Below are 251 nucleotides of genomic sequence, written 5' to 3'. Positions count from 1 at the left end.
CACGCTCGAATCGGGCCGCGCGGCCGCCTACATGATGGACGACGTGCTGCTCGCCGGCGTGCGCCAGCTCGCGGCGAAACCGGCCGACTGGGCGATCGTCGGCACGCCGCAGTCGTCGGAAGCGTACGGATTCATGCTGCGCAAGGACGATCCGCAGTTCAAGGCGCTCGTCGACGGCGTGCTCGTGCAGTTGATGAAGAGCGGCGAGATCAATGCGCTGTACGACAAGTGGTTCATGAAGCCGGTGCCGC

General features: G+C 66.1%; 1 protein-coding gene. It reads left to right on the top strand.

Annotation, left to right across the window (positions count from 1 at the left end; translation table 11 throughout):
- On the top strand, nucleotides 1-251 hold a 251-nt coding region (locus SB751_RS33390; protein ID WP_410749420.1), incomplete at both ends, for a transporter substrate-binding domain-containing protein.

Source organism: Cupriavidus sp. SIMBA_020 (assembly GCF_046535395.1).
GTDB lineage: Bacteria > Pseudomonadota > Gammaproteobacteria > Burkholderiales > Burkholderiaceae > Cupriavidus > Cupriavidus campinensis.
This window is presented reverse-complemented; position numbering and strand designations above follow the sequence as displayed.